Annotated in this window: 26 protein-coding genes and 1 pseudogene; 11 read left to right on the top strand and 16 right to left on the bottom strand. The window is 55.4% G+C overall.

All coding sequences use genetic code 11. From position 1 onward, the window contains the following. Positions 1-91 precede the first annotated feature (91 nt). A complete protein-coding gene (locus tag GOX75_RS08705) occupies positions 92-328 on the top strand; it encodes a hypothetical protein (RefSeq protein WP_171122182.1) in 237 nt (78 codons plus the stop codon). Positions 329-335: 7 nt separating this feature from the next. Here GOX75_RS08705 and cysE read toward each other — a convergent pair whose 3' ends face one another. Next, on the bottom strand, positions 336-1,145 hold the full coding sequence (gene cysE / locus GOX75_RS08700) for a serine O-acetyltransferase (protein WP_171122181.1): 810 nt from the start codon (positions 1,143-1,145) through the stop codon (positions 336-338). Between the two features lie 84 nt (positions 1,146-1,229). Between cysE and GOX75_RS08695 the strand changes: the two genes are divergently transcribed. Continuing rightward, a complete protein-coding gene (locus tag GOX75_RS08695; protein WP_171122180.1) occupies positions 1,230-1,568 on the top strand; it encodes a TraR/DksA C4-type zinc finger protein in 339 nt (112 codons plus the stop codon). 155 nt (positions 1,569-1,723) lie between these two features. Here GOX75_RS08695 and GOX75_RS08690 read toward each other — a convergent pair whose 3' ends face one another. Further along, positions 1,724-3,367 (bottom strand): hypothetical protein, encoded by a 1,644-nt coding sequence (locus GOX75_RS08690; RefSeq protein WP_171122179.1) that lies wholly within the window; start codon positions 3,365-3,367, stop codon positions 1,724-1,726. Positions 3,368-3,715: 348 nt separating this feature from the next. Between GOX75_RS08690 and GOX75_RS08685 the strand changes: the two genes are divergently transcribed. Then, positions 3,716-4,609, top strand: coding sequence for a class I SAM-dependent methyltransferase (locus GOX75_RS08685; protein ID WP_217354423.1), 894 nt, complete (start codon positions 3,716-3,718; stop codon positions 4,607-4,609). A gap of 74 nt (positions 4,610-4,683) precedes the next feature. Here GOX75_RS08685 and GOX75_RS08680 read toward each other — a convergent pair. Both GOX75_RS08680 and GOX75_RS08675 read right to left on the bottom strand, forming a co-directional pair. Next, a pseudogene (locus GOX75_RS08680) lies at positions 4,684-5,910 on the bottom strand (DNA-packaging protein). Between the two features lie 52 nt (positions 5,911-5,962). Continuing rightward, positions 5,963-6,325, bottom strand: coding sequence for a hypothetical protein (locus GOX75_RS08675; RefSeq protein ID WP_254428708.1), 363 nt, complete (start codon positions 6,323-6,325; stop codon positions 5,963-5,965). Positions 6,326-6,840: 515 nt separating this feature from the next. Here GOX75_RS08675 and GOX75_RS08670 point away from each other — a divergent pair. Continuing rightward, positions 6,841-8,103: a DEAD/DEAH box helicase gene (locus GOX75_RS08670; protein ID WP_171122178.1), complete on the top strand. Its 1,263-nt coding sequence runs from the start codon at positions 6,841-6,843 to the stop codon at positions 8,101-8,103. Between the two features lie 34 nt (positions 8,104-8,137). Here GOX75_RS08670 and mltG read toward each other — a convergent pair whose 3' ends face one another. The 7 genes from mltG to fabD all read right to left on the bottom strand — a co-directional run bounded on the left by mltG (position 8,138) and on the right by fabD (position 14,468). Beyond that, positions 8,138-9,298, bottom strand: coding sequence for an endolytic transglycosylase MltG (gene mltG, locus GOX75_RS08665; RefSeq protein ID WP_171122177.1), 1,161 nt, complete (start codon positions 9,296-9,298; stop codon positions 8,138-8,140). Beyond that, positions 9,299-10,564, bottom strand: a complete 1,266-nt coding sequence (gene fabF, locus GOX75_RS08660) for a beta-ketoacyl-ACP synthase II (protein WP_171122176.1) — start codon at positions 10,562-10,564, stop codon at positions 9,299-9,301. A gap of 201 nt (positions 10,565-10,765) precedes the next feature. Continuing rightward, positions 10,766-11,509: a HisA/HisF-related TIM barrel protein gene (locus tag GOX75_RS08655; RefSeq protein ID WP_171122175.1), complete on the bottom strand. Its 744-nt coding sequence runs from the start codon at positions 11,507-11,509 to the stop codon at positions 10,766-10,768. 118 nt (positions 11,510-11,627) lie between these two features. Beyond that, positions 11,628-12,167 carry a GNAT family N-acetyltransferase gene (locus tag GOX75_RS08650; RefSeq protein ID WP_171122174.1) on the bottom strand — a complete coding sequence of 180 codons (540 nt, stop codon included), beginning with the start codon at positions 12,165-12,167 and terminating at the stop codon, positions 11,628-11,630. A 140-nt stretch (positions 12,168-12,307) separates the two neighbouring features. Further along, a complete protein-coding gene (locus tag GOX75_RS08645) occupies positions 12,308-12,541 on the bottom strand; it encodes an acyl carrier protein (protein ID WP_008756330.1) in 234 nt (77 codons plus the stop codon). Between the two features lie 209 nt (positions 12,542-12,750). Next, a complete protein-coding gene (gene fabG / locus GOX75_RS08640; protein ID WP_171122173.1) occupies positions 12,751-13,488 on the bottom strand; it encodes a 3-oxoacyl-[acyl-carrier-protein] reductase in 738 nt (245 codons plus the stop codon). 41 nt (positions 13,489-13,529) lie between these two features. Beyond that, positions 13,530-14,468 (bottom strand): ACP S-malonyltransferase, encoded by a 939-nt coding sequence (gene fabD / locus GOX75_RS08635; protein ID WP_171122172.1) that lies wholly within the window; start codon positions 14,466-14,468, stop codon positions 13,530-13,532. 171 nt (positions 14,469-14,639) lie between these two features. Here fabD and GOX75_RS08630 point away from each other — a divergent pair, with 171 nt between their 5' ends. Beyond that, the gene (locus GOX75_RS08630; RefSeq protein ID WP_171122171.1) at positions 14,640-15,866 is read left to right on the top strand and encodes a cytochrome b/b6 domain-containing protein; all 1,227 of its coding nucleotides are present in this window, start codon (positions 14,640-14,642) and stop codon (positions 15,864-15,866) included. Between the two features lie 57 nt (positions 15,867-15,923). Here the strand turns inward: GOX75_RS08630 and GOX75_RS08625 are convergent, their stop codons facing one another. Together GOX75_RS08625 and GOX75_RS08620 are read right to left on the bottom strand one after the other, a co-directional pair. Then, positions 15,924-16,496 (bottom strand): YceI family protein, encoded by a 573-nt coding sequence (locus GOX75_RS08625; RefSeq protein ID WP_171122170.1) that lies wholly within the window; start codon positions 16,494-16,496, stop codon positions 15,924-15,926. Between the two features lie 126 nt (positions 16,497-16,622). Next, a complete protein-coding gene (locus GOX75_RS08620; protein ID WP_171122169.1) occupies positions 16,623-17,141 on the bottom strand; it encodes a hypothetical protein in 519 nt (172 codons plus the stop codon). 288 nt (positions 17,142-17,429) lie between these two features. Here GOX75_RS08620 and rpsF point away from each other — a divergent pair, with 288 nt between their 5' ends. From rpsF to GOX75_RS08590, 6 genes are all read left to right on the top strand, one after another. Then, complete coding sequence (gene rpsF / locus GOX75_RS08615) at positions 17,430-17,783, top strand: 30S ribosomal protein S6 (RefSeq protein WP_171122168.1); 354 nt, start codon at positions 17,430-17,432, stop codon at positions 17,781-17,783. A 27-nt stretch (positions 17,784-17,810) separates the two neighbouring features. Beyond that, positions 17,811-18,038, top strand: a complete 228-nt coding sequence (gene rpsR, locus GOX75_RS08610; RefSeq protein WP_005608650.1) for a 30S ribosomal protein S18 — start codon at positions 17,811-17,813, stop codon at positions 18,036-18,038. Positions 18,039-18,050: 12 nt separating this feature from the next. Beyond that, on the top strand, positions 18,051-18,674 hold the full coding sequence (rplI, locus tag GOX75_RS08605) for a 50S ribosomal protein L9 (protein ID WP_171122167.1): 624 nt from the start codon (positions 18,051-18,053) through the stop codon (positions 18,672-18,674). Between the two features lie 154 nt (positions 18,675-18,828). Then, a complete protein-coding gene (locus GOX75_RS08600; protein WP_171122166.1) occupies positions 18,829-19,305 on the top strand; it encodes a lytic transglycosylase domain-containing protein in 477 nt (158 codons plus the stop codon). 196 nt (positions 19,306-19,501) lie between these two features. After that, positions 19,502-20,203 (top strand): LuxR family transcriptional regulator, encoded by a 702-nt coding sequence (locus GOX75_RS08595; protein ID WP_171122165.1) that lies wholly within the window; start codon positions 19,502-19,504, stop codon positions 20,201-20,203. A gap of 95 nt (positions 20,204-20,298) precedes the next feature. Further along, the gene (locus tag GOX75_RS08590) at positions 20,299-21,153 is read left to right on the top strand and encodes an acyl-homoserine-lactone synthase (protein ID WP_171122164.1); all 855 of its coding nucleotides are present in this window, start codon (positions 20,299-20,301) and stop codon (positions 21,151-21,153) included. 97 nt (positions 21,154-21,250) lie between these two features. Here the strand turns inward: GOX75_RS08590 and tig are convergent, their stop codons facing one another. The 3 genes from tig to GOX75_RS08575 form a co-directional block, all read right to left on the bottom strand. Further along, a complete protein-coding gene (tig, locus tag GOX75_RS08585; RefSeq protein ID WP_171122163.1) occupies positions 21,251-22,582 on the bottom strand; it encodes a trigger factor in 1,332 nt (443 codons plus the stop codon). A 182-nt stretch (positions 22,583-22,764) separates the two neighbouring features. Next, the gene (locus GOX75_RS08580) at positions 22,765-23,889 is read right to left on the bottom strand and encodes a porin (RefSeq protein WP_171122162.1); all 1,125 of its coding nucleotides are present in this window, start codon (positions 23,887-23,889) and stop codon (positions 22,765-22,767) included. Between the two features lie 301 nt (positions 23,890-24,190). Beyond that, positions 24,191-25,816 carry an NAD(P)H-hydrate dehydratase gene (locus GOX75_RS08575; protein ID WP_171122161.1) on the bottom strand — a complete coding sequence of 542 codons (1,626 nt, stop codon included), beginning with the start codon at positions 25,814-25,816 and terminating at the stop codon, positions 24,191-24,193. Positions 25,817-25,974: the final 158 nt, after the last annotated feature.

Genomic DNA, 25,974 nt, shown 5'->3' with positions numbered 1-25,974 from the left:
AAGTGAGGAAACGTGATCCGGCCAACTGTTGTTTGGGCACGCGCGGGGCGTCAAGTTGTTTGCAAATCAGACACGGATGCAAAGGTGCCCCATGACCTTCACACGGCTTACTCGGACAGGTTTGATTTTGTTGATGCTGGCTTCAATTGCACCTGCGGATGCCTATGCCAAGCCCAACAGCTATCCAGGTGAAAACTCGAAGTTCAATTCCAAAAGCGCGGTTGCCAAATGGGAAGCCGAGCGCAGCAAGCGGATTGAAGAGCGAAAGAAACGGCGGGAAGAAAAGCGGCTCAAGCGGTTGAACGAAAAGAACAACCGCCCGAACTGAGTGTGAGTTACTGATCTTTGCCCAGCATGTGGTCCATTGAAATTGCAGGCTGATCACAACCTGCTTCGCCGACAATCTTTGCAGGAATGCCCGCAACGGTTTTGCACGCAGGCACGGCCTGCAAGACAACCGATCCGGCAGCAATTCGGCTGCAATGACCCACCTCAATATTGCCGAGCACCTTGGCACCTGCACCGATCAGAACACCGTCACCAATTTTCGGATGGCGCTGTTCTTCTTCCTTGCCGGTCCCGCCAAGCGTGACGGAATGCAGCATCGACACATTGTCACCGACAACCGCAGTTTCGCCGATTACGATGGAATGGGCGTGATCAATCATGATCCCTTTGCCTATTTTCGCGGCCGGGTGGATATCAATCCCGAAAATCTCGGATGAACGCATCTGGAAGAAATACGCCAGATCGTAGCGCTTCTTTTGCCATAGCCAATGCGCCACGCGATAGGCTTGCATTGCCTGATAGCCCTTAAAGTACAGAATCGGCTGCAGCAGGCGATGGCAAGCCGGGTCGCGCTCGTACACAGCCATCAAGTCGGCACGGGCCGCCTCGATCAGCGAGTGATCATCCGCATAAGCTTCGTCCACGATCTCTCGTAATACCATCATGGACATTTCATTCGAGCACAGCTTGGCCGATACCCGGTAGGACAATGCCCTATCTAGACTGCGGTGGTGCAGAATACAGGCGTGCACCAACCCGCCCATCAACGGCTCATTCTCAACGGCCAATTGAGCTTCGGTCGTGATGCGATCCCAGACGGGGTCGACGGGTGTAACGTGACTGCGCGTTTCCAACATGGCTTTTGATCCTTTGCTGCGCCTAGAATGCCATTTAGAGGCAAAAACGCCAAACGCAAACCCGTGATCAGCAGGATAACGAAAATGAATGCTTCTTTGATGGCCGAATTCGAGGCCCGAATACGCAGTCGTTTAGCGGAACTTGCTGACAACTCGGAAGCAGGAAAGAAGGCGCAAGCCATTGTTGAACTGGACCAACAAGCCATAGGGCGCCTTAGCAGGATGGACGCGTTGCAGAACCAGGCAATGGCCAAGGCTCAGCAAGCCAACAGGGACGTCGAAATGAACAGATTAAAGGCGGCATTGCTTAGGATCGACGAGGGAGAATACGGATTCTGCGAAGACTGCGGTGAAGAGATCCCAATTGGTCGCCTGAACTTGGATCATGCGGCCACCAAGTGCGTTAGCTGCGCATCCGGGTGAGCCGTTTACTTGGTTATTTTTGCATTCCTTTCTACCGCCGCTCTGCCCGGCTTGTTGAAAGGAGTTATGCAGGAAAGAAGTTTAAGGCTTGGGAATCGGGCGTACTGAGGATGGGCAACAGTGCGAAAGAATACTTGTATAAGAACTTGTATCTGCTAGCCCGCTTTTTTGACCTTAAGAACTCGCCGCTTACGACCAAAAAAACTTACAATTAAAAGAAGGATGCAGGAAATAGCCGAAACGAAAGATCCGATCTTCTCACTGATATGAAGAGGAAGGTAGACGAATATTTCTCCATCATCGAAACCATTTTCGGCTGCCAAGATATCCAGTGTCCCAAATTCCGGATTAGACTCAATTTCAAGCGCAATGCCATTCTCAGTCTCGGCCCTCCACAAGCTCCAGTATTGTATAGGCAATACTACTCTGTAATCATTTTGCCTCGGCTTCACTCGCAAGTGTCTCGACGAACTAACAATTTCCAGTGGCCCGTTTTCTACGTCCTGCACTTCCTTGGCAAAGACCGATATTTCTTGAACAAGAACGTCAAAGTCTATCAACTCTAGGCTGTTTACTTCCAACCGGCTTTCAAGCGCAGAACGCAGCTCAGGACTTAGATATTCACGGGCTCCGTTCCAGGAAACCAGTTCCGCCTCAGCATCCAGACCTATCGAGTTTTGACTATTTTTGTTCTTTATGGCCAACAACAGAACTAAGTTCAACGCAACCATCGCTATCAAAGCACCAAGATGTGCCTTTGTGTTTTGAGAAAAATGAGCGGCAATGGCCGAAATGCTCAAAGCGACCGCGAGGTCCGAAAAGACGAGCAAACGCCATGGGAACTGAACTTTGGAAAACAATTCAATCTGCCAAAACAGTTCCGCCAACGACGTATTGAGCGCCAAAACCAATATGATAGGCGCAAAGGTCCAGGTTCGTAGAACGCCCCGCGTTATAGCATGTGAAGCAAGGACCAAGGGCAAATAAAAGAAAAATACGAAAACAACGTATTTGGTGTCTTGCCCACTTGGGGTTTCTCTTCCCCAACCTAAAAGCCAATTTTCGGGGCTGAAATACGGTTTGAATAAAATCGCAGATGAAACCGAATCCAAAAGCACTATCGATGGCAGCCAATAGAAGCAGGAAAGTAGCAGTCCCAATGCTGACCAAAAAATTACATTCGTTAGAAATTTTCTCGTTGAGGTGACTGTTGCAGCTCTAGAGAAGGATATCAGCAGAACAATTGTTCCAAAAACAGGAACTGCCAATACCGCAGTCGGTAAATGGCTAAGCGAAGTTCCGGCTACCCCTAAGGCCAGAACCCAACCAAACCCCTCATTTCTTCTTAGTTTCTCTACGCCAAGCGCAACTACAGGAATAAACAAAAAAGCTGTGAACTCTCCGACGGCTTGCCTTATGAACCAGTCTCCCAAGAGGTGATAGGGCAATAGCGAATAGGCCACAGCTCCCACGGCCGAAGGCCATTTTCCAAAAAAACATCTCGCAAAAACGAAAAAGGTGAGCGAACTCAAAATTAGTATGAACACCATACCAACAGCAATTTGAGTTACCAAAGCACACTCTGAACAAATGGCAGAGGTGGCGACTGAGATGGGCCAAAAGGGCAATGGCGCATAAAAAAAGAAGTCGTGCCCTCCAAGCCCAGCCCACATTTCAGGTAAGTGTCTGGGCAGCCAGTTTCCTTGGTCAAACTGTTGAGAATATTGGGTGAACCACGCAAAATTATAGATTTCGCTGTGCCCCTGCGGAACTCCGACGAAAATCATGATGGCAGGCATGATCAACGCTATTGCAACTAGCACTACGACTTTCTGCAGTTTACTTAACAAAAACACTATATTCAAACGAGCTTGTGAGGCGGCGCAAAACCATTATCTTCAGGCGCATCGTGCCAAATATTCGGAATAAAGCAACACTTCATCGACGCCTCACAACTTTTTGGCTTGCACCAATGAAGCATCCGAAAGCGATTTTGGTCACTCCGATTCTCGCGGGTAGGCAACGCTCAAACACGTTCCTACGCTGCGCAATCCACGCAAAAAGAAATTCTGTTGCATTCAAGGTTTGATGCGAATGACCATCCCAAAAGGGTCGCAAGTTTTCAGACTAAGCTGAAGGACGCTGAGATGGAAAGAGAACAAAGAAAAGGCGACAACATGTTCGTCCTTCTAGATGAAATCAATTCGAAACCTGGCGTATTCAGTTCCTACACCGCCAGTGCGCTTTGGGCTGACGAGTACCGATCCAAACAGATGCTGGAGTTTCACATGAATGAGGCCATCAATTTATCGTCTAGAAGAGCCGACTTCATTGAACGATCTTGTGACTGGATTATAGACCACTTTGAAATCGGAATGGGTAAATCGGTATGCGATTTCGGGTGTGGCCCAGGTTTGTATACGTCTCGCTTCGCAAAATCCGGTGCGCAAGTTACAGGTTTAGACTTCTCAAAAAATTCTATTCAATATGCCCGACGACAGGCTGAGCTCGCCAAGCAAAATGTCGACTATGTTGAAATCAATTACCTCGATTTTGAAACGCCCGGTCGCTTTGATCTGATCACGATGATCATGTGCGATTTTTGCGCTCTTGGACCCGAACAGCGGTCCCGGCTCCTGTCGAAGTTCAGCACTCTGCTAAAGGACGGCGGATCTATCCTATTGGATGTATATTCGATGGCAGCATTCGATCAGCGTGAAGAATCTAGAACTTATGAGAAAAACCAGTTGAACCACTTCTGGCACAAGGAAGATTACTACTGCTTTCTCAACACCTTCAAATACGACGCTGATTCCGTTGTGCTGGACAAATACAGCATCTTTCCTGAAAAGAGCGAACCGGAAACGGTCTATAACTGGTTGCAATATTTCAGCCCCCAGAGCTTGTCGACAGAGCTTTCAGCAGCAGGGCTCGAAGTTACGAATTTCTACGGGGATGTGTCAGGTCAAGCTTTCTCGGGACAGCATCCCGAGTTCGCAGTTGTAGCATCAAGACACACAAAGGGAAGACGCCATTGGTGAATTGGCATGTCATAAGCCGCAATATAGCGACCCTTTCGCAAGTGCTTGGTATCCATTAGAGCCATGTGGAGCACTCACAAACTCCGCACCCTAGGCCGTCGATACAACCCCGCAGGCCCAACAACCAACTCATGCAGCGCCCAGACTAACGCGTCGACCCGGTCGGGCGAGCCCTGACCTTCGAATCCACGCGCGGTCATCTGGCACATCTGCTCCTCCAGCGCGTCCAGCCCGGCCACATGGCCCACCCGCCCCTGCTCATAAAGCGCCGCCACAGGCTCGGCCCGCGCCACCTTGCCGCGTGAGGCCCGCACAGCGCGGAACGGGACCAGAGGGTCCACCTGCCGGACGACCTCTTCCACCAATTGCCCGCCCTGATTGACCTCGGCCACCAGCCGTTCGGCCCCGAACTCATCCATCGCGTCAATCGCCGCCTGCGCCCAGCCCGCAGGACCAACGCCCTACACAGTGCGGTCGGCCAGCACATAGGCGCACCATTCCTCAAGCGGCCCCTGTAGTTGCGCGCCGACCACTACGATACCACAGGCATCCGCATGCGCCCCCGCTGTCACCGCAGGGTCCAGTGCCACTACGATACGATCCAAACCGGGCACTTTATCTACCCGAGCCGCATCCAGCATCGAGCCTGTCCACAACGCGCCCTCAGCATCCGACAGCAAAACCCCATCTAATTCCTGCCGCGCCAGCCGCGTACCAGCATAGCGCGCGCGTACCTCGGCCAGAAACGAGTCCGCTAGGTTGGCCCGGTTCGCCTCGGTCGGCGCGTGGGTCTGCACGGTGGACGGAGAGGCCAGCAAATCCTTCAAAACCTTCACATTGCGCGGCGTGGTCGTCACGCAGACCCGCGGCCGCTCACCCAGACGCAAGGCAAACTGCAACATATCCCAGGTCTCTTCGGCCTTTTTCCACTTGGCCAGTTCGTCTACCCACGCGGCATCGAATTGCGGGCCGCGCAGCCCTTCGGGATCATGCGCCGAAAACGCCTGCGCCTCGGCTCCGTTGGGCCAGATCAGCTTGCGTTCCGATGCCTTCCAAACAGGTCGACGATCCGGGGGCGAGCATTGCAAAATCCCGCTATCGCCAAAAATCATCACGTCGCGCACCTGATCAAATGTCTCGCCCACCAACGCCACCCGACTGGCCTCTCCCCTGTCCAGCGGCTTAGACCCTTCGACCATCGCACGCACCCACTCGGACCCTGCGCGCGTCTTACCTGCCCCGCGTCCTCCCATGATCACCCACGACCGCCAGTCCCCCTCGGGCGGCAATTGATGCGGCAGCGCCCAAAACTCGAACAGGAAAGGGAGGGCACACAGCCCCCCCTCCCCGATCTCACTCAGAAATCTGTCCCTCACCGCAGCATCGGCGGAGGCGAGCCAGCCTGCACCCGATTTCAAATCGAGCGCGCTGAAGGTCGAGCGCATAGCCCCCTTGGGCAATTCCGGCTTGTCTGTGATGTTGTTCGACAAAGCTTATCTCCACTTTCTGGCAACTTCGGATCAGCCCCTCTAACTGACCCAGTTGCTTGCCTGCTCCGGCAAAGTCTGCATCCTCCCCGGCACCGATCTGCCTGCGCAGTTCTTCCGCTGCTTCGCGCAGATCGCGAATGGATCGCTCAAGCGACTGCAACAAGTCAGCCGTCTGGGTAATCCGATCTTCCGGGGTAATCAAAGTCATGTGTGCCTGTGACCTCATGCGTGAGTTTTCTCCGCACGAGAGAAGCAAAAATCGGCCACCGGCTTACCCGCGGCCGATACCCACCTCTTCTAGCATAACGCCAAGGCTAAGATAATAAGTTCGTAAAGTCAAATAGTTACGCAACACTTACGCAACAGGAACCGACCTGTAGATCAACTATTTCTCAAGACCTTCCACCTCTGGGTCACGACCCGCCATATCCTTGATAACAAGCACACCGATTGGGAAACTCGCTTATTACACAACGGCAAACTTGACATTCCCTCGCCAAACACGCATGTGCCCCGAAACACAGCGCTGCCGCGTGAGCATAGATGGTCGTATTCGACCTCACAGCGCCCAAACCTCTCCAGTTCCCCTTCACGCAGGGTTCTTGTTGCGATGGCCGGACGGCACAGGGCTCGCCTGTGCGTCCCGAGGCTTCGCGAAACCCTGTAGGCTCGTGCGGTGCGCACGTGTCGATGTATTTGTTCGTGGCTGATAGGCGGCCACGGATTGAAAAGGATGATTACTTGTTCGACTTTGACATGCTGGGCCTTGCCCCGGCCCTGAATGACGCGCTGAAATGCGCAAACTTTACGCAACCCACACCGATCCAGAATCAGGCCATTCCGATGGCGCTGCAGGGTCACGACATTATGGGGCTGGCGCAAACCGGCACCGGAAAAACTCTGGCCTTTGGGTTGCCGCTGATTGATCACCTGCTGGCGCAACCCGGCAAACCTGCCCCCAAGACAGCCAAGGCGTTGATCCTTGCGCCGACGCGTGAGCTGGTCAATCAGATCGCGGAAAGCCTGCGAACCCTGACAAAAAAAACAAAAATCCGCGTCGCAACCGTTGTGGGTGGTCAGTCCATCGGCAAGCAGATTGCCTTCCTTGCACGCGGAACCGATATCCTTGTCGCAACACCCGGTCGCCTGATTGATTTGATGGAACGCGGCGCTGTTGATCTCAGCTCGGTCCGCCATCTGGTGTTGGACGAGGCTGACCAGATGCTGGACATGGGGTTCATTCACGCCTTGCGCCGTATCGCGCCCGAACTTGGCACACCGCGTCAAACCATGTTGTTTTCCGCCACGATGCCCAAGCAGATGGAAGAAATCAGCCAGACCTATCTAACGAACCCACAGCGCATTCAGGTCTCTCCTCCGGGGAAGGCGGCTGACAAGATCACACAGTCGATCCACTTCCTGAGCCGGACTGAAAAGCCCGCCAAGCTGCGCAAGATTCTGTCTGAAGACGCCGATGCTCTGACATTGGTATTTGCGCGCACCAAGCATGGCGCAGAGCGATTGATGAAAGACCTCGTCGCTGACGGCTTTAACGCGGCCTCCATTCACGGCAACAAAAGCCAAGGCCAACGCGACCGTGCAATCAAGGCGTTTCGCGCGGGTGAGATCAACGTGCTTGTGGCAACTGACGTGGCCGCGCGCGGCATCGACATTCCCGGCGTGGCATATGTAATTAACTACGATCTTCCCGAGGTGCCCGACAACTATGTGCACCGGATCGGCCGCACCGCTCGCGCAGGTCGCGAAGGTGAAGCTATTGCATTCTGTGCGCCGGATGAACTGGATCAGTTGAAGCAGATTCAAAAGCTGATGAAGATCGAAATCCCCGTCGCCAGCGGCACAATGCCCGAGTTTGCAGAGCCCAAAAAACCGCGCAAACGTGGCGGGTTCCGCCGTCGTGGGCCAAAGCCACAGGCAGCCAACGCGTCGGCCAAGCCCAGGTCAAACCAGCGTCGGCGGCAGAAAAGAAAACCGGCCGCATGAATTGAAAAAGGTGCCGCAACACGCGGCACCTTTTTTAGTTTCCTGAACTTTGGCGTTCGGCTTCTATCTCACGCCATTTGGCGACATTACGGTTATGCTCGTCCAACGTTTCCGCAAAAGCATGCCCGCCTGTACCGTCCGCAACAAAGAACACATAGTTCGTGTCTTCCGGGGCTACGGCGGCTTCCAGGCTTGCTAGACCTGGACTTGCAATCGGAGTTGGCGGCAAACCGTCAATTACATACGTATTCCAAGGCGTTGCGCGGCGAAGTTCGCTCCGACGTAAGCCGCGACCCAAGGTCCCTTGACCTTTCGTTACGCCGTAAATGACGGTCGGGTCTGTCTGCAACTTCATGCCACGCTCAAGACGGTTCACGAAAACACTGGCCACCTGTCCACGCTCATGCGGAACGCCTGTTTCCTTTTCGATGATCGACGCGAGAATTAGCATTTCTTCCGGGCTGCTGATTGGCAGATCATCCTGTCGCTTTTCCCAGACCGCGTTGACGCGCAACTGCTGCCTGTCCTGCATACCCTGCAGAACGGCGTTCCTGTCAGCGCCGCGTACCACATCATAACTGTCGGGTGCCAACATTCCCTCTGCAGGAATTTCGGTAACTTCCCCGGTCAGCGCATCAATCTGCTTCAGCCCTTCGACCACCTGCCACGCGGTAACGCCTTCGGCCACCGAAACCCGATAGCGCGTATCAGCGTCATTGCGTTTCTCGGTATAGGCCGCGGGTGCCTCCTCTTCGGCGACATCGAATGACGCAATCTCATCAAAATCGAGCGTTGCAGGATTCAGCTCACGCACCCGAGTCTGGATACGCGTCACACCAATGCGGTACTCAATTTCGGACCCGCAGGTACTGGCACCGCTACGCGTGATTTCGTCGATGATCTGCTCCATCGACGAACCTTCGCGCACCAGGAAACTACCCGCTTTCAACTGCGGGGCTTTGTCCGTGTAATCTGCCGCCATACGAAAGATCATCGCGCTACTGATCGCGCCCTGATCCTCCAGTTTCTGACTGACTTCGGTCATGTTGGACCCGCGCTCGACCTGAAGGCAGATCGCGGTTTCCAGTGGGCCTTCGTTTTTGTAACGCGACTGCCCCCAAAGGATAAGTCCGCCCGACAAGAACAGGCCGACCACCAGAATGGTCAGCATATTGGACGCCAGAGCGCGCCACATTTAGCTGGCCTTTCCGAAGATCACGCTGGCATTCGTGCCACCAAACCCGAACGAGTTGGACAGTGCCACGTTGATCTCACGCTCTCGCTTGGCGTTCGGAGCCAAGTCGATAGGTGTTTCAACAGCGGGATTGTCCAGATTGATCGTCGGCGGGGCCACCTGATCCCGGATTGCCAGGATAGAAAAGATCGCCTCAATCGCGCCAGCAGCCCCAAGCAGGTGGCCTGTGGCGGATTTGGTCGAGGACATGGTCGCGTTTGCGGCGTGTTCGCCTAGCAAACGTTCAACTGCGCCCAGCTCAATTGTGTCCGCCATGGTCGACGTGCCGTGCGCGTTAATATAGTCCAGATCCTTTGGCTCCAGCCCGGCACTGCGCAGCGCGGCCTGCATTGAACGCTCTGCACCATCACCATCCTCGCTGGGGGCGGTGATATGGTAGGCGTCGCCGGACATGCCGTATCCCAACACTTCGGCATAAATCTTCGCGCCACGCGCCTTGGCGTGCTCGTATTCTTCCAGAATGACGATACCGGACCCCTCACCCATGACAAACCCGTCACGATCAACATCGTAAGGACGGCTCGCGGCTTTGGGGTTATCTGCATATTTGGTCGATAGCGCCTTGCAGGCATTGAAACCCGCGATGCCGATCTCGCAAATGCAGCCTTCGCCGCCACCTGCGACCATGACATCGGCGTCTCCTGCACGGATAATCCGGCTTGCGTCGCCGATTGCGTGGGCGCCTGTCGAACATGCAGTCACCACCGAATGGTTCGGCCCCTTGAAACCGTGGCGGATGGAAACCTGACCCGAGGCCAGGTTGATCAACGCGCCGGGAATAAAGAACGGGGACACCCTGCGTGGCCCCTTGTCACGGATCAAGTTCGCCGTTTCCGCAATGGATCCCAGACCACCAATCCCCGAACCGATCAGAACACCGGTACGGAGGCGTGCCTCTTCATCTTCGGGAAGCCAATCCGCGTCCTTGCAGGCCATTTCAGCAGCCGCGATCGAATATAGAATGAAGTCTTCAACCTTACGCTGCTCTTTTGGCGACATCCATTCATCGGGGTTGAACGTCCCGTTTGTTCCATCGCCGCGGGGGACTTCGCAGGCATAGGTCGTCGTGACCCCACTTGCCTCGGCGTCGAACAGCGTGATTGGTCCCGCGCCGGATTCTCCATCCAACAGCCGTGACCAGGTTTCCTCGACCCCGCTGGCCAACGGAGTGACCAATCCCAGACCGGTTACAACGACTCTGCGCATGAAGTGCCTCTTGCCTGCTTCGTGTTTAAGAAACGCTCATACCCCGTGCCGGGGTGCGGGGGCAAGAGCAACAGCAAATTCTGCGTTGAACACCTGACGCTGCGAAAGGCAAAGAAATGCCGAAAGCGGTAACCCCAAGCCTAAAAAATAATCCGCCCCCTCAAAATAGATGAGGAGGCGGACAGAGGATTCGGACTTATCTTACTGAAATTCCGCCACGGGCTCATGAGCCGCGCTTGCGACGCTCAGGGCTTCTGACAAGTCAATTGTCTTGCGGAACAACGCCCGACCGACAAGTGCACCCGAGATATTGGGGATGTAGGCCAAACGAGAAATGTCATCCGCAGTACGCACAACGCCGCTTGCGATGATAGGCGTACGAGACTTTTCGGCCAGACCCGAGATCAAACCCAACTGCGCCTCAACGTCTTCCATATCGCTGTCGATATCAGTCACGAGAATGGCGGCGAAAGGCGTGTCGGCGAATGCCTCAATAAATGCCTCGGGGGTAAAGGCGCTCTGACTGCGCCAGCCCTCGGTCATGACCTGACCCTGCCAGACGTCCACGGCCAAAACGATCTGGTCCGGATGCAGCTTGGCAAGCTCTTTGACCAGATTGGGGTCCCAGGCCGCCAAGGTACCGATCACGATCCGCCCGGCGCCCTTGTCGATCCAATATTCAACTTGCTCGCGGGTCCGCATGCCACCCGCCAACTGCACGGGAATCTCTGCCGAACGGATAATCTCTTCGACCAGTTCCGAGTTCGTGTCGCGCCCTTCGATTGCGTCGAAATCCGTCAGGTGCATCCACTCAGCTCCGGCGGTGGCCCAGCCATGCGCCGTTTCTGAAGGATTCACATGCCAAATCATCGCCTCGTCCAAGCGGCCCTTGTCCAGCGTAACGCACCGGCCGCCCTGCAGTTCCATCGTGGGGTAAATCCTCATGAGCTTGCTCCTCCGCCCAATCAATCTGGAAATCCAGAATATCATAGTCAGAGAGCAGCGGCCGCGTTCTTCCAGTTTCGGCAAACTACGGGCAATTTGCGGCATCGCACCTTGCGTTTCAGTGGCGCATAGGAGGTCCGTTTCGACGCAAAAGATGAACGGGTGAACCTTGGAACTCGCTTTCTCTTATCAACTCGTACCCCAGCTTTTCCGCCAGCTTCTGAGAAGACGAATTCGAAGAATTCACCAATGCAACCAATGGCCCAGGCATAATTCGATCAAACCAATCATGCGCGGCCTGCGCCGCCTCCAAGCCCAAACCCCGACCCTGCGCTTCGGGTGCCAGAACCCATCCAGCCTCAGGAAAACTGTCAAAGTCGTCGCCCAAGACACGATTTCCATAGAAAAACCCCGCCTGCCCGATCATCTGACGATTCGATTGTTGAATGACCGCCCACTGGCCAAATCCGGCCATTTGCCAGTGCCCTGCGTTTCTAAGGAACGAATCCCACGCTTCGCCACGGGATCGAGGCGTGCCGCCGATATGGCGCACGACACAGGGGTTGCGCCAGATTTCGGCGAACCGGTTAAAATCCTCGGGCCGCATGCCGCAAAGCGTCAGACGTGCCGTGTTGATCATCGGGGTGGATCGTATCATGCCCTGCCCGCTCAGATATTTATGCCTCGCCCAAATGGTTGCGTAGGAATATCACGGCTGACAAGCAAGAATTCCGCTGGGGCACAAAAAACGGCGCCTCCGTTGCCCGGAAGCGCCGCTTTTTACTGAATTCGAAGGTCTTAGGACGCTTCAGAGATGAACTTGACGGCGTCGCCAAAGGTCTGGATGGTCTCGGCTGCGTCATCGGGGATTTCGATGCCGAACTCTTCTTCGAAGGCCATGACCAGTTCAACAGTGTCCAGGCTGTCCGCGCCCAGATCGTCGATGAAAGAAGCGTTTTCCGCTACTTTGTCTTCTTCGACACCCAGGTGCTCAACAACGATCTTTTTAACGCGATCTGCGACGTCGCTCATGTCTATTCCTCATTCCGTTTCAGGGCGTAGTGCCCGGTTCTGCCCTTGCCCGCTCAGGCTGGCTTTGATTTGCCCGATCCGGGCGGTTAAGGTCCCCGATTACCGGGAAAGTAGAAGGCCGACCATGTGGCCGACCCTTGCATTTATGCGCCGCCTATAGCACAGACAACGCTCGAGGCAAACGCTTTCGCACCTGCCCCGATCCGCGCTCACAACATGGCCATACCGCCGTTAACATGCAAGGTGGTTCCGGTAACATATCCAGCTTCGGGGCTGGCAAGATACAGAACCGCCGCCGCAATTTCCGAGGCATCCCCCATGCGACCTGCAGGAACCTGTCCCAGAATTCCCGCCTTCTGGTCGTCTGTCAGCTTGTCGGTCATTGCGGTCGTGATGAACCCCGGTGCCACAGCGTTCGCTGTAATCCCGCGGCTGGCAACCTCATAGGCCAGAGACTTGGTCATACCAACCATTCCCGCCTTGGACGCGGCATAGTTCGCCTGACCGGGGTTGCCCGTGGCCCCCACAACAGACGAGATGTTGATGATCCGGCCCCAACGCGCCTTCATCATGCCACGCAGCACGCCTTTGCACAGCTTCGCGGTCGAGGTCATGTTGACGTCGATCACACTCTGCCATTCCTCGTCCGACATACGCATAAACAGGTTGTCGCGGGTAATACCTGCGTTGTTGACCAGAATATCGACCGACCCCATTGCATCGGCCGCCTGCTTCGGCAGGGCTGCCACAGCCTCGGGGTCACTCAGATTACAGGGCAGCACATGGGCGCGACCACCCAGTTCGCCAGCAAGGGCTTCCAACGGCTCAACCCGAGTACCCGACAGCGCAACAGTCGCGCCCGCAGAATGCAAAACGCGCGCGATCTCACCGCCAATCCCGCCCGAGGCACCGGTGATCAGTGCGTTCTTACCTGTCAAATCAAACATTCGATTATCCTTTTCATACGCATCCAGCGATGCGCTGTGTCTTACGATTCGGCCTGGGTCACATTCTGCACGTCATCCGGCGTGCCAACAGCTTTACCCGCGATCGCGCTGTCGATTTTGCGGATCATACCCGACAAGGCTTTGCCTGCCCCAATCTCCCACGTTTCGGTCACGCCCTGCGCGGCCATGTACTGAACGCTTTCGCGCCAACGGACCGAGCCTGTGACCTGTTCGACCAGCAACTGGCGGATCAGATCCGGGTCACTAACGGCCTCGGCCCGCACATTCGCAATCACCGGCACGGCAGGCGCCTTGATTTCAACCCCGGCCAGAGCTTCAGCCATCACATCCGCCGCAGGCTGCATCAACGCGCAGTGGAAAGGCGCGCTCACCGGCAACATCACGGCACGCTTGGCACCTTTTTCCTTGGCAATTTCAGCAGCGCGTTCCACAGCGGCCTTCGCGCCCGAAACCACAACCTGCGTCGGATCGTTGTCGTTTGCAGCCTGACAAACCTCACCCTGCGCGGCTTCGTCGGCCACAGCGCGGACGGCATCCAAATCCAGCCCAAGGATCGCGGCCATTGCGCCCTCGCCCACTGGAACAGCGCTTTGCATCGCTTGTCCCCGGGTGCGCAACAGGCGCGCCGTATCCGAAACAGACAACGCACCAGCCGCTGCCAGAGCCGAATACTCGCCCAACGAATGACCCGCCACAAATGCGGCATCCGTGATGGAAACGCCCTCAGCCTCCAATGCGCGCATCGCTGCGATCGACGTGGCCATCAATGCGGGCTGTGCATTCTGGGTCAGAGTCAGTTCAGCGATATCGCCTTCCCAGATCAGGCTGCTCAGCTTTTCGCCCAATGCCTCATCGACCTCGTCGAATACCGCCTGCGCGGTGGGATACGCCTCGGCCAGAGCCTTGCCCATTCCGATGGTCTGGGCGCCCTGCCCGGGGAAAACAAATGCGCGTGTCATTGCAACCTCTTGGATGACGTTAGGTTGCGGCGGGGTGTAAACCGTGTGACCGCGCGGCACAAGCACTGCCTTGGGTCTGCGCCTTGGCACCATAGCTGTGCGCGGCCCGCTATTGTGTCCTGACTGTATGGCGATAGGTTGATCTAATTGATACTACCTCCGGAGCATCAGATGTCCGCGACGAATACCTTCTCCAGTTATGGCAGCGTCACAAAGACCTTTCATTGGCTGACCGCCCTGTTGATTTTGACCGCCCTACCGCTGGGCTGGATCGCAAACGACATTGCCCATGCCATTTATGATCCGACGGTCCCAACCACCGAGGACGACATCGCGCGGGCTGCTCGTCTGTTTTCAATGCACAAGACTTTGGGCATCACGGTTTTCTTCGTCGCGCTCGCCCGTATCCTTTGGGCTTTCTCACAAACCAAGCCCGGCCTCTTGAACGCCGATAACAAACCCGAAGCCTTCGCCGCCGAGACCGTTCATTGGCTTCTCTATGGGTCATTGGTTCTGGTCCCTCTGACCGGTTGGGTGCATCACGCAGCGGCGGAAGGTTTTGCGCCGATCCTGTGGCCGTTCGGGCAAAACTTGCCATTCGTTCCAAAATCCGCGCATCTGGCAGAGCTCACAGCCAGTCTGCATTGGCTGTTCGTCTGGACACTTGCGGGATCTCTGGTCCTGCACATTGCCGGGGCACTCAAGCACCATGTCGTCGACAAGGACAGCACCCTTCGGCGAATGCTGCCGGGCAACGCAAAGGCACCTGAACCACCTGCGCAACATCACTCGGCCATTCCGGCTTTTACAGCACTGGCTGTCTGGGGCGCAGTTCTGATCAGCGGATGGAGCATCGGTGCATTCGACCATCATTCCCACGCCGACACCGACACCACCGAACTGGCCGAGGTACAATCCGACTGGCAAGTTCAAGAGGGCACCCTAGCCATAACGATCGCACAATTGGGCAGCCCCGTGACAGGTCAATTCGAGGAATGGACCGCCGCCATCGCGTTTGATGAGCCGGAACAGCCCGGGCTAGCCGGGTCAGCCGAGGTGACGATTGCTATCCCATCGCTCAGCCTTGGCACTGTCAGCGGTCAGGCCATGGCCGCGGATTTCTTTGACAGCGCGCAGTTTCCAACAGCCCAGTTCAAAGCAGACCTGTACAAAACCGAAACCGGGTATGAGGCACGAGGGCCCCTGTCAATCCGTGACAAATCCGTAGATGTCATTCTGCCATTCACGCTGGACCTTGAAGGCGATCGCGCAACCGTCAACGGGCAATTAGAGCTGAACCGTATGGATTTCGACATCGGCACATCACAGCCCACCGAAGATTCCTTGGGCTTTGCTGTTGTTGTCTCGGTGGACCTGACCGCGACACGCGGCGAATGATAAAAACCGCCGGAGCTTATGGCTCCGGCGGTTTCGCATTCGATATCTGAGATTGCCTTAGTCGGCTTTCTGGGCCTCGACGGAAATGCGCACCTCAACCTCATCACCAACGAAAGGCGCGAATTGGCCAAGGTCGAACTCGCTGCGCACAAGTGTCGTTGTTGCGTCGAAACCCGCCCAAGGCTTGCCAGCCATCGGGTGTTCGCCAACCTGATTGAGCTTGGCGTCCAGTACAACCGACTTGGTCACGCCATTCATGGTCAGGTCACCTGTGATATTCGCAGTATTCTCGCCAGTGACCTCGATACCAGTCGAGGTGAATGTCACCAGATCACCTTCAACTGCGCCAAAGAAATCCTCGGTCATGAAGTGATCTTCGCGCGGCTTCCAACCTGTGAACATCTCAACAACAGGCATGGACACGGTCACGCTCGAAGCTGCCGGGTTTTCCTGATCAAACATGATCTCGCCTTCAAAACCCGAGAACATGCCGTAAGTGGTCGAAAAGCCAAGGTGGTTATAGCTGAAGATGACTTGGCTGTGGCTGGGGTCCAGAACGTATTTTTCAGCGCTCGCAAACACCGAAGTCGCTGATACGGCCAGTGCAGCAGCAAGAAGTGTGGATTTCATGACAATCTCCGCAATGTTATGGATGCAAACCTGTTGGGTTGCTCGATAACGAAAATGTGCCGCCCTAGGGCGGCACACAAGTCTTATTCTCTCACAACATCTGTTCCTTTTTGAACAGAGTGGAAATCACGCGAAGATTGTTACACTTCCGCTCAATTGACCCTTGAGCGCTCGGCTGACATCCGCCGACTGTAGCGGCAACTTCATCAGCAGGCTGCCATCGACATCGAAAAGCTCAACCTGATCGTCGGAAAATTTGGCACCACCCAGTGTGTCATAGCTACGACGCAGTACGGTCTGAGGGCGTCCATTTTCGTTCTTTTGCAACACCCGAACCTCGCGGCGGATCGGGTCGAAATAGGCATCAGGCCGCGCATCCAGAACCTGAATTGTCAGCAGACTGACCCCAACGATCAAGAAAGCAAGCGATGCAACCAGTTTGATTGGCCATACTTCCGCAGCCATGACCGAGCCCGGTGCCAGCCACATCGAAAAGGACATTACAATCAGAAAGGCGCCTACAACGCGGGCCAGAACCATCCGCACCTTCCAGTTGGGGGCGAAAGTGATGAGGACTGGAACTGATTTTTCAAAAGCCGCGTTGCTCGCGGACTGTTCAAACGTATTCGTATTAATCGCGGTCATTTTTCTCACCCTGTTTTCAGGTTGCCGACTTGGGTCCGGTGTGTGGTCCGGTTTTTGTCCCGGTATGCCATTCAATTTCGAATTGAAAAGCGTCAGGAATTGGGCAACCCAAAGGAAATAGCAGGACTTCACCAAGGCATATGTGACGGGACTTGCCCCCCGGCCATAAACGTGTATACGGGGCCATCCTTCGCTAATCGTATGAATCGCGCAGCCTCTCGTGGCAGGGTCGCGAAGGGTTGAATGGCCCCGCCTTTGAAGTGCGCCTTGATATAAACAGGAGTGCACATGCCACTGTATGAGCATGTAGTGATCGCGCGTCAGGATCTGTCCAACGCGCAGGCAGAAAGCCTTGTCGAACATTTCGGCACCGTTCTGGCTGACAACGGCGGCAGCGTCGTCGACAGCGAGTACTGGGGCGTCAAGACGATGGCTTACAAGATCAACAAAAACCGCAAAGGCCATTACGCCTTCCTCAAGACTGACGCGCCTGTGGCTGCGAAAGACGAGATGGAGCGCCTGATGCAACTGCACGACGATGTTATGCGCGTTCTGACCATCAAGGTCGACGAGCATGCCGAGGGCCCTTCGGTCCAGATGCAGAAGCGCGATGAGCGCGAAGGCCGCCGCGAGCGCCGCTGATCAACGCCTGACGAAAGGACATAAACCATGGCCGCAAAACCATTTTTCCGCCGCCGCAAGGTCTGCCCGTTCTCGGGTGAGAATGCGCCGAAGATCGACTATAAAGACACCCGTCTGCTGCAGCGCTACATCTCTGAGCGTGGCAAGATCGTTCCCTCGCGCATCACCGCCGTTTCGGCCAAAAAGCAGCGTGAACTGGCCCGTGCTATCAAGCGCGCCCGCTTCCTCGCCCTGCTGCCCTACGCCGTGAAGTAAGGAGAGACTGACATGCAAGTTATCCTGCTGGAACGCGTTGCGAAACTGGGTCAGATGGGCGACGTCGTTGACGTAAAGCCCGGCTTTGCCCGCAACTTCCTGCTGCCCCAAGGCAAAGCCCTGAGCGCATCGGACGCCAACATCGCGTCGTTCGAAGCCCAGAAAGCACAGCTTGAAGCACGCAACCTGGAAACCAAGAAAGAAGCTGAAGCGCTGGCTGAAAAGCTGGACGGTCAGCAGTTCATCGTGATTCGCTCGGCATCGGATGCTGGCGCGCTGTACGGCTCGGTCACCCCGCGTGACGCCGCAGACGCCGCGACCGAAGCTGGCTTTACCGTCGACAAAAAACAGGTCGCTCTGGTCGCCCCGATCAAAGAGCTGGGCCTTCACGCGGTTGCAGTCAAACTGCACCCCGAAGTCGAAGTTGAGATCAAGATGAACGTCGCCCGCTCGGAAGAAGAAGCCGAACTGCAGGCTTCGGGCAAATCGATTCAAGAACTGGCGGCTGAAGAAGAAGCCGCCGCAGAGTTCGAGATCGCCGAGCTGTTTGATGATATTGGGTCCGCTGCGTCTGAAGACGAAGATCTGGTGGCCGAAGAAGCTCCGGCTGAGGAAGAAGACGAAACCAAAGCCTGATTTTGGTAGTCTAACCTATGAAAAGGCTGCACGGTTCGTGCGGCCTTTTTTTGTCGGCTCGTTTTACGGGCAAAATTCGGCCAGATTTTTCACCTACGCTTGCAGTCTGACGATTGATTCCTATCATCACGCCCAGAATGACCGGAGACCTTTTATGCCCCTCCTCCTACGACGCAGCGTTTTGGCCATGCTGCTTGCCGCCCCCCTAGCCGCTTGCGGTGGCCCTGAAACGCCAACCCGCGCCCAGTTCGATCCGCCGCTTTACCCCAACGAAACGCCCGAACTGCGTGCTTCGATCAACAAATGGGCCGATCATTATGAATTGCCGCGCGAGCTTGTCCACAAACTGGCAATCCGGGAAAGCACCCACCGCCCATGGGCAGTAAACCGGCCTTATTATGGCTTGCTCCAGATCCTTCCCGCGACTGCAAGGTCAATGGGATATACCGGTACCCCCAAAGGCTTGCTTGATGCGGATACCAATCTGGAGTTTGCAGGAAAATACCTGCGAGGCGCTTGGCTTTTGTCTGACGGCGATCAGCAGCGCGCAATCTTTTTGTACGCGAAAGGGTATTACCCCGAGGCGAAAGCGCGCGGGATGCTTGTCGAGACCGGCCTGAGGTCAGAATAGCGGCGTCGCGACAAGCAAAAATCCACCGACAAAATGTCACGTTTGCCCTTTGTTTGCAGCTATTTCCCTGCGACACACCTGCCGAAGCCTCACAAATTGCTTGCCCTTCATGGCATAGGTGACACAACGTATGATTTAGTATGGACAGATATGGCTTTTCTTTGGGGAAAGAACTGCCGCCACAAAGGTTGGACAAGTGAAACTAATAGACTTGGCCGCGATCGACCATGAGGAGAAGTCGGCCGCCGACATATTAAATGCCGTCTGCCAGGAGCTCGGCTTTGACTATGCGTCTTACGCCACGTTCAATCCCGTCAAGGGGGATGTGCAGGGGTACGCGAACTATCCCGATGAATGGAAGATTCACTATGGTAACCAAGGTTTTCACCATTTTGACCCCACCCTGCATCAATCCCTCCTCAGCATCGCACCTGTGGATTGGAGCCGGTTCCATCACGACGAAAAATTCCACACCGTATTTCGCGACGCGCATGATTTCGGGATTACGTCCCGCGGATTAACGGTGCCGGTGCGGGGGCCTTACGGCGATTGTGGGCTGCTAAATGTTACCCGGGACTGCTCGGATGACGAGTGGGAAAGGCTGAAAAGACATATCATGGGCGATTTGCAACTGGCCGCGGTGCAAGCCCATGACACGGTCATGCAATCCGGCCTGTTGGCCAAAGCGCTATACCTGCCCGCCTTGTCGACGCGGGAAAAAGAAATCCTGCAATGGGTCGCGGAAGGTAAGTCTCAGCAGGACATCGGCGACATCCTTTCAATTTCGCATCGTACCGTTGAAGTACACATGCGGTCTGGTCGGGAAAAGCTTGGGGCCTTGACGACTCCGCAGGCGATTGGGCGCGCAATTGGTCTTGGTTTGATAGCTCCAGGTTAACAAAACCACAAAACCCTACGGGATACCCCCAATAGCCTAAGATTCGAACATGGTTAATTTTGCCTCCACGGTAACCAGACTGTAGGGGGATGGATATGATCATCGTAATTGATGGTATCAACCAACATAAATTCAAAGATGTCCTTGATGAAATGTACCAATTGCGGGCGCGTGTATTCGGCGACCGGTTGGGATGGGATGTAAACATTGAAAACGGGCGCGAACGCGATCAGTTCGACGATTTGCACCCTGCACATGTTGTCAGCATCAACGACGATGGGGATGTCGTTGGCTGCATGCGGCTGTTGCAGACCACGGGGCCACACATGCTGTCCGATGTGTTTCATTCGATTTTGGACGGTGAACCTCCGATCCGCAGCGCGCAGGTCTGGGAAGCCACCCGGTTTTGCGTCGACACCAAAAAATTATCGCATGGTCGTGGCAAGAACACCGTTTCATATGTCACCAGCGAAGTCATGATCGGCTCTTTCGAATATGCGATGGCCGCCGGGGTATTGGACTCTGTTGCCGTGATTGATCCCGTCATGAACCGGGTTCTGCAACGGTCCGGCAACGCACCATACGACTATGTCGGCACTGCCAAGCCGATGGGCAAAGTGGTCGCAATGGCGGCGTTGATGGATTGCTCCGAAGAGCGGATTTCAGGAATTCGGGACTACGCGGGTATCAATCATGATGTCTTTCTAAGCGACGAGGCTGCGCTGGATCTGTTCGCCGGAACGAAAATCAAGCCAAAGCAGGCTGCAAACTTCGACCGCAAGCCACTGACCCAATTGGAAAAATATTTTGTGGAACAGATGAAAGCCGCCACAACCAAAGCAGAGGTCAAATCCGTTCTGCAATTGATTGAAACGCTGTCCGCGAGTTTCACGCCAGAGCAAAAGATAGCTCTGCTGAATACTCCCCGTGCTTTAGCTTATGAGGCCTAACCCCCTTACCTCATTCAACTGAAGCCACTCAAGCGGAGCCGTCATTACCAGACGGCTCCGCGTTTTTCTTTGCCCACCCAAGATGGGCGGAAAAGGCTTATTCCTCTTCCAAAGCCTCTACAGCTTTTTGCAGGTCGTCTTTGCTGACTTCTTTGTCAGCCACCTGAGCCAGCTCGACAATATAGTCGATGACTTTGTCTTCGAAGATCGGCGCGCGCAGTTGCTGCTGCATCTGGGCGTTCTGCTGAACGAATTCAAAGAACTGACGTTCCTGACCCGGGTACTGACGTGCCTGGTTCATGATCGCCTGAGTCATTTCGGCATCAGTCACCTCAACCTCGGCTTTCTGGCCCAGCTCCGCCAGCAGCAGGCCCAGACGTACGCGACGTTCAGCCAGCTTGTTGTGCTCGTCTGTAGGCTCGATCTCACCATGGTCGTGGCCTTCCACGTCCGGGTTTTCCTCATGCCAAAGCTGATGCGCGATCTGTTTAGCTTCGGCTTCCACCAGCGACGGTGGCAGGTCGAACGAAACCTTCTCGTCCAGCACGTCCAGCAGCGCACGTTTCATCACCGCGCGCGAAGCACCCGCATATTCAGCTTCCAGACGCTCGGCGATCTGTCCCTTCAGGGCTTCCAGATCTTCGGCACCGAACTTAGTGGCCAGCTCGTCGTTTACTTCGGCTGCTACAGGCTCTTTCACTTCTTTCACAGTGCAGGTAAAGACAGCCTCTTTGCCCGCCAGATGCTCGGCACCGTATTCTTCGGGGAAAGTGACGTTGACGTCTTTTTCTTCCTCGGCTTTCACACCAACCAGTTGCTCTTCAAAACCGGGGATGAAGCTGTTGGAACCCAGAACCAGCGGGTAATCTTCGGCCGAGCCACCTTCGAATTCTTCGCCGTCCACTTTGCCGACAAAGTCGATCACGACCTGATCGCCATCCTTGGCTTTTGAACCCTTACGGCGCGCTTTGAAGTCTTGCGCGGTTTCGGCCAGATTGTTCAGTGCTTCTTCGATGGCCGCGTCGTCGGCTTTGACGACCAGCTTTTCCAGTTCAACCGATTTCAGGTCAACTTCGGGGATCGCAGGCAGCGCCTCATAAGACATCTCGACATGGACGTCGTCGCCTTCTTTCCAGTCCTCGTTCGTCATCTTGACCTCGGGCTGCAGCGCAGGACGCTCACCGCTGTCTTCAAAGTGCTTGTTCATCGCACCGTCGATGCTTTCCTGCATCGCTTCGCCCAGCAGGCGCTGACCGAACTGCTTTTTCAGCAGCGCCATCGGCACCTTACCTTTACGGAAGCCTTTCATTTCGACTTCCGGCTGCGCTTCGGTCAGCTTTTCGTTGACCTTTTCATCCAGCTCAGCGGCGGATACGACGATGTTGTAGCCGCGTTTCAAACCTTCGTTCAGCGTCTCGGTAACCTGCATTATGGTAGTCCCCATAGGATTCGGGGCGCGCAAAACGGCGCGCCGGGCAAATTTGACGCCTTCTATTTGTCCTGTAGCCCGCGTGCAAGAGGCAAAGCCGGGATCAACCTTGTTTTACCGCCGAAAAGGGCAAAAAAACGCCCCGAAATGCGCCGGGACGTTTCAGGCCGTTTTACAACAGATCAGAAGCGCCAGCGCGCACCCAAGGCCCAGGCTTCGTTGTTGTCAAAATCCACAGTTCCATCGAAATCATGGCTGCGATATTTCAGGTAAGCATCGGTATTGATGCTGTCGATCCGCTGAACGACCGCGATCCCCCAGGACTTGGTGTTGGACCCTTCATTATTGAAGTCAGAACCGTCGAAATAGTCGATGCCGATCCCGGTTTGCCCCCACGAAATCCAGTCGTCTTCATAGGCAACCTTGGCATACCAGTAATCGGGGTCGCTTGCGCCTGCGGCTGTGTCATCACGTGTACCCAAGGCCGCCGTAAAGCTAAATCCGCTGGGCAACAGAACAGAGGCCGACCCGATCGTGTCCTTCCGCTCTCCAGAACTGTCATCGAAATCACGTACCGCGTAAGCAATGCTTGCGGCGAACTCTACCCCGTTGGCAAAGGTGTTCCCGTATGAGACCGCGAGATCGTAATAGTCATCATCATCGCTGTCGGACAGGATATTCTGGCCGTATGCGATGGCCGCAGAAAACCCGTTGAAATCCGGGGTGTCATAGCGAATTCTTCCCCTGCGACCACCGTCGAAGTTGCTGGCTGAATCGCCAACCGTGATCGCACTCAGCAGACCGTCAGGCTGCCTGTAGAAGAACGCCCCGTTTTCATCGTTTGTGAACGAATAGAGCGTCGTACCGACATAAGACAGATCAACTTCGGCAGCGCCGTCCGACGCCATGCTGCCCTGTCCTGCCGAGAATTTTCCATAGCTTCCCCGCAGCGCAAAATCCACGTGGCGCAGATCTTCTCGTGACCAACCATCGTTGTTGGTTCCATCCTGGTTGGCCGAACCTGTACTAGGCAGGCCAAGGCCGGTTTCGAACCAGAACGTAAACTCGTTGCTGCCATAGGGTTGCATCAGACGCAGCCCAACGCGGCTGTTCGACAGATCGTTGTCAAGCAGGCGCGTTTCCGTTTCCTCGCCATCGTCAACAGAGACAATCACCGGGTGGAATTGCCCGTATAACTCGACATATCCACCACTGTTGTTTTCATACTTAAGCTCTGCCACAGCAGGCGCTGCTGCAGACGCCGCCAAAACAGTTGCCACTGAACTAAGCACAATTCTCTGGGTCATTTCACTCACCATGAAAAAATTCCGGTTTCCGGCACTGCCCAATCGCGCACCAATCCCCATTTTTCACAAGCATCCAGCCATTCAGATGAAGTCGCGTAAGTCGAGCGCAACCGCTGCAACCAAACGCCTGTAATATTTATATTATTTAAAATCTCAAAAGGTGTTTCGTTTATTCCCTCCCTACGCTTAAAGAGTGCCGCCCAGCCACGCGTGTTGCAAACATTCGCTGCTGATCCGCAATGCTTCGGTAAGCCAATAGCCGCCGAGATTGATTACGCTCGGCCAAATACCGCCGAAACAATCACATATTCATTTTTTTAAAAACGCAAGGCAATTGTTCGGACAAATCCTCTGCAATCAGCCCGGGACCGAATGTCAGCGCGCATTCAACATGCAACCGGGCGGCAAATTCCGCTGCCTGCATCGGGTCAAATCCCCGCGCCAAAAGCCCTGCGATGAACCCTGACAGCACATCCCCCGACCCTGCCGTCGCCAGCCAGGGCGCCGCGCGCTCATAGAATGCCCCGTTGATCGAGCACCTCCCGTCCGGAGCAGCAATGACTGTATCCGGCCCTTTGAACAACACGACACATCCCGCCCTTTCGGCGGCTTCGCGGGTGGCGTCTACTTTGGAATAGGCCGGGCCTGTGGTCGGGGTGGCTGACAGTTTCTCGGCAATATCCGGGAACAGCCGCGCGAACTCTCCCCCATGCGGGGTCAAAACGCAATTTTCATGCAGAAGGGTAAACAAGGCCGCCGGATCATCCGCAAAAGCCGTCAGCGCGTCGGCATCCAGCACCGTTCCCCGCCTTGCCTCAAGCGCAACCGGCACCAATTCCCGCGCTCGCTCAACCCCTATACCGGGACCAAGACACAGGGCATTCAGACGTTCATCCCTCAGCACATCGGACAATCCGTCCGCCCCTTCGACCCGCAGCAACATGATCGCCGTCACCTGCGCCGCCACTTCCATCTGAGCACCCGGAGGAACACCCAGCGTCACCAACCCCGCCCCAATCCGCAAAGCCCCCCGCGCAGCAAGCCGCGCCGCGCCAGTCTTGGCTGGACCACCTGAGAGGATAAGGGCGTGACCGTGGGTGTATTTGTGCTGTCCAGTCCACTTGCCGTGGAATCCCCTACTTGCAGGATCAGGCGCCAACTGAACAATACTCTTGGCATAGGCGGGCTTTAGGCCGATATCGGAAATCACAAGTTTACCCGAAAGCCCCGGTCCTCCTCCATAATGACCATCTCCCATCAAGAAAAGTCCCAGTTTTGGAGAGTGAAACGAAACGGTCAAATCCGTTGGCAGAGCGCCGAAATTCATTCCGGAATCGCAACACAGCCCGCTAGGGCAGTCCACTGCTACATATTTCGGCCTGCGATCTTGTGGATGAGTACCGGTGACCGTTGGAACGAACCCATTCCATGTTCGATATGTATCATCCGGCATTGATCTGGTTATTCCTGTCCCAAACAACGCATCGACAACTAGGTCATGCTCTTGCTCATCCAAAATGTCCTCGATTTCTTCATCATCCCAATCATGAACGACGTTGGAGGCTGACCAATTTGCAAAATTCTTCTTTGCATCCGGCGGCAGCTTCTCGGCGTCCCCATACAAAAACACGTCAACCTGCCACCCCAGCCCATGCAACAGCCGCGCCACGACAAACCCGTCACCGCCGTTATTTCCCGGCCCGCACAGCACCACAGCGCGCAGCGGATCCCCTTCATCTGGCCCCAAATATCCCGGGGAGCGCGAGGGGCTGGCCCCTCGCCTGTCCAACTCCGGCCATTCCTCGAAAATTGCCTCGACAACACCCTGCCCGGCGCGCTCCATCAACTCCAGCCCGGTGACTTCACCAGACTCAATTGCTGCCTGTTCAATGGCCCTCATCTGCGCGGCGGTCGGTAATTCCGTCATCTCAATCCTCCAGTCGTTTCAATACTGATTACTTTTTGTGCAAATCGATCAAAATTTAACCGGCGTACTATTTTCTCTTCACCCAAACAGGGGCAATTACGCAATCAGATTGCCGACCGATCTTAGACGTGGTCAGTCCCAGTCTGACAAGAGTTAAA

Source organism: Ruegeria sp. HKCCD7251, from assembly GCF_013031165.1.
Lineage (GTDB): Bacteria > Pseudomonadota > Alphaproteobacteria > Rhodobacterales > Rhodobacteraceae > Ruegeria.
The sequence above is the reverse complement of the archived record's forward strand: the minus strand, read 5'-3'. Positions and strand labels throughout refer to the sequence as shown.

Excerpts from the sequence above, each read along its gene's own strand:
- mltG (WP_171122177.1), bottom strand. The coding sequence starts at position 9,298 with ATGTGGCGCGCTCTGGCGTCCAATATGCTGACCATTCTGGTGGTCGGC.
- GOX75_RS08630 (WP_171122171.1), top strand. The coding sequence starts at position 14,640 with ATGTCCGCGACGAATACCTTCTCCAGTTATGGCAGCGTCACAAAGACC.
- fabG (WP_171122173.1), bottom strand. The coding sequence starts at position 13,488 with ATGTTTGATTTGACAGGTAAGAACGCACTGATCACCGGTGCCTCGGGC.
- GOX75_RS08690 (WP_171122179.1), bottom strand. The coding sequence starts at position 3,367 with ATGCCTGCCATCATGATTTTCGTCGGAGTTCCGCAGGGGCACAGCGAA.
- GOX75_RS08645 (WP_008756330.1), bottom strand. The coding sequence starts at position 12,541 with ATGAGCGACGTCGCAGATCGCGTTAAAAAGATCGTTGTTGAGCACCTG.
- GOX75_RS08685 (WP_217354423.1), top strand. The coding sequence starts at position 3,716 with ATGGAAAGAGAACAAAGAAAAGGCGACAACATGTTCGTCCTTCTAGAT.
- GOX75_RS08620 (WP_171122169.1), bottom strand. The coding sequence starts at position 17,141 with ATGACCGCGATTAATACGAATACGTTTGAACAGTCCGCGAGCAACGCG.
- rpsR (WP_005608650.1), top strand. The coding sequence starts at position 17,811 with ATGGCCGCAAAACCATTTTTCCGCCGCCGCAAGGTCTGCCCGTTCTCG.
- rplI (WP_171122167.1), top strand. The coding sequence starts at position 18,051 with ATGCAAGTTATCCTGCTGGAACGCGTTGCGAAACTGGGTCAGATGGGC.
- cysE (WP_171122181.1), bottom strand. The coding sequence starts at position 1,145 with ATGTTGGAAACGCGCAGTCACGTTACACCCGTCGACCCCGTCTGGGAT.
- fabD (WP_171122172.1), bottom strand. The coding sequence starts at position 14,468 with ATGACACGCGCATTTGTTTTCCCCGGGCAGGGCGCCCAGACCATCGGA.
- GOX75_RS08695 (WP_171122180.1), top strand. The coding sequence starts at position 1,230 with ATGAATGCTTCTTTGATGGCCGAATTCGAGGCCCGAATACGCAGTCGT.
- GOX75_RS08705 (WP_171122182.1), top strand. The coding sequence starts at position 92 with ATGACCTTCACACGGCTTACTCGGACAGGTTTGATTTTGTTGATGCTG.
- GOX75_RS08650 (WP_171122174.1), bottom strand. The coding sequence starts at position 12,167 with ATGATACGATCCACCCCGATGATCAACACGGCACGTCTGACGCTTTGC.
- GOX75_RS08590 (WP_171122164.1), top strand. The coding sequence starts at position 20,299 with ATGATCATCGTAATTGATGGTATCAACCAACATAAATTCAAAGATGTC.
- GOX75_RS08600 (WP_171122166.1), top strand. The coding sequence starts at position 18,829 with ATGCCCCTCCTCCTACGACGCAGCGTTTTGGCCATGCTGCTTGCCGCC.
- fabF (WP_171122176.1), bottom strand. The coding sequence starts at position 10,564 with ATGCGCAGAGTCGTTGTAACCGGTCTGGGATTGGTCACTCCGTTGGCC.
- GOX75_RS08675 (WP_254428708.1), bottom strand. The coding sequence starts at position 6,325 with ATGAGGTCACAGGCACACATGACTTTGATTACCCCGGAAGATCGGATT.
- GOX75_RS08580 (WP_171122162.1), bottom strand. The coding sequence starts at position 23,889 with ATGACCCAGAGAATTGTGCTTAGTTCAGTGGCAACTGTTTTGGCGGCG.
- GOX75_RS08625 (WP_171122170.1), bottom strand. The coding sequence starts at position 16,496 with ATGAAATCCACACTTCTTGCTGCTGCACTGGCCGTATCAGCGACTTCG.
- GOX75_RS08655 (WP_171122175.1), bottom strand. The coding sequence starts at position 11,509 with ATGAGGATTTACCCCACGATGGAACTGCAGGGCGGCCGGTGCGTTACG.
- tig (WP_171122163.1), bottom strand. The coding sequence starts at position 22,582 with ATGCAGGTTACCGAGACGCTGAACGAAGGTTTGAAACGCGGCTACAAC.
- GOX75_RS08575 (WP_171122161.1), bottom strand. The coding sequence starts at position 25,816 with ATGACGGAATTACCGACCGCCGCGCAGATGAGGGCCATTGAACAGGCA.
- rpsF (WP_171122168.1), top strand. The coding sequence starts at position 17,430 with ATGCCACTGTATGAGCATGTAGTGATCGCGCGTCAGGATCTGTCCAAC.